Origin of the sequence: Mesorhizobium sp. M7A.F.Ca.US.006.04.2.1 (assembly GCF_004022915.1) — a bacterium.
Taxonomy (GTDB): domain Bacteria; phylum Pseudomonadota; class Alphaproteobacteria; order Rhizobiales; family Rhizobiaceae; genus Mesorhizobium; species Mesorhizobium ciceri.
Window position 1 is genome coordinate 1 of record NZ_RZQA01001278.1, and the last position, 1,202, is coordinate 1,202.

A 1,202-nucleotide genomic window follows, 5' to 3' on the forward strand; every position below is an offset into this window, starting at 1 on the left:
GTAGTAGACAGCGGGAAAATCGAAGATCTCGGCGCGCTTCTTCGTCGGCGTCATGGAGCCGACATGCATGTCCCAGCGGCCGACCCAGTTGCCGGCGGTGATGATGTCCCAGCCCGGCGTCACGAACTCGACCTTGACGCCGATGCGCTTGCCGATCTCCTTGGCGACATCGATGTCGAAGCCGTCCAGCTCGTTGCTGGCATTGAGGAAGGACTGCGGCGCCCAGTTGGCGTCAGTTGCGACCTTGAGAGTTCCGGCCGCCACGACACGGTCCAGCACCGCGCCGGCCTGAGCCGGAAGCGTCGTCAATGTCAGGGCAAGCGAAGCCGCCAATGTCGCCAATTTCAGAGATGTTTTCATGTGCACCGTTCCCCTTGTTGTTGTTGCTAATTTAGAAATGAGACTGCCGTCGCCGTCTTCCGGCGAGGCAGAGGAGGTTTGCCGCGCCGATTGCTCGGAACGAAGGTAAGCCGACGGTCGCGAAACGCTTGTCATGGCGTGTCGGCCTTGGCTTCGTCGCGCACCGCACGCGCGACACGGAAGGCCTCGACACCTGCCGGAACGCCGCAATAGACCGCGATCTGGATCAGGGCCGCCCGCAGCTCGTCGTCGCCAAGCCCGTTGCGCATCGCACCTCGAAAATGCACGCCGAATTCATGCATGCGCCCCAGTGCCGCAAGCATGCCGAGATTGAGCAGGCTGCGCTGCTTGAGATCGAGCGCGGCGTCAGTCCAGCATGTGCCCCAGCAATACTCGTTGAGCATGTCCTGGAGGGGCCTGGAGAAGTCATCGGCATTGCCGATTGCGCGGTCGACATAGTCGTCGCCCAGTACTTTGCGGCGGACTGCCTCGCCGGCTTTCTGCAATTTGCTATCCATGGCTGGTCGCCCCTGCCCGTCGTGAGTGGTCATCCAGGAAATCCGCAATCAGGCCAGCGACCGGCCCGGGCGCTTCGATCAGGATCGAATGCCGCAACCCCGGCAGGATCTCGAGCCGCGAGCCGCGGATCTGGTCGTGCATATGACGCGCCATGCGCGGGTTGGATCCCTGGTCGTCCTCCCCCGTCACGATCAGTGTCGACGACCTGATCTGGTCGAGGATGCCGCCGAAATCTGTCTCGGCCAGAACCCGGTAAGCGGCGGCGTAGCACGCAGGATCGTTCTCGGCGTCGCGCCGATGCAGCTCGGCGATCACATCCGGGT

The 1,202-nt window shown here is 63.1% G+C and carries 3 protein-coding genes; all 3 read right to left on the reverse strand.

Translation table 11 applies throughout. The features are described from left to right. The coding region (locus EN925_RS36590) for a transporter substrate-binding domain-containing protein (RefSeq protein ID WP_128337403.1) at positions 1-360 on the reverse strand (360 nt) is incomplete at its 3' end. Positions 361-491: 131 nt separating this feature from the next. Then, positions 492-878, reverse strand: coding sequence for a carboxymuconolactone decarboxylase family protein (locus EN925_RS36595; RefSeq protein ID WP_063170687.1), 387 nt, complete (start codon positions 876-878; stop codon positions 492-494). Then, the coding region (locus tag EN925_RS36600; RefSeq protein WP_245487431.1) for an alpha/beta hydrolase at positions 871-1,202 on the reverse strand (332 nt) is incomplete at its 5' end. The genes EN925_RS36595 and EN925_RS36600, both read right to left, overlap by 8 nt.

What these genes read in the sequence shown, in the direction of transcription:
- EN925_RS36595 (WP_063170687.1), bottom strand. Translation starts at nt 878, where the DNA reads ATGGATAGCAAATTGCAGAAAGCCGGCGAGGCAGTCCGCCGCAAAGTA.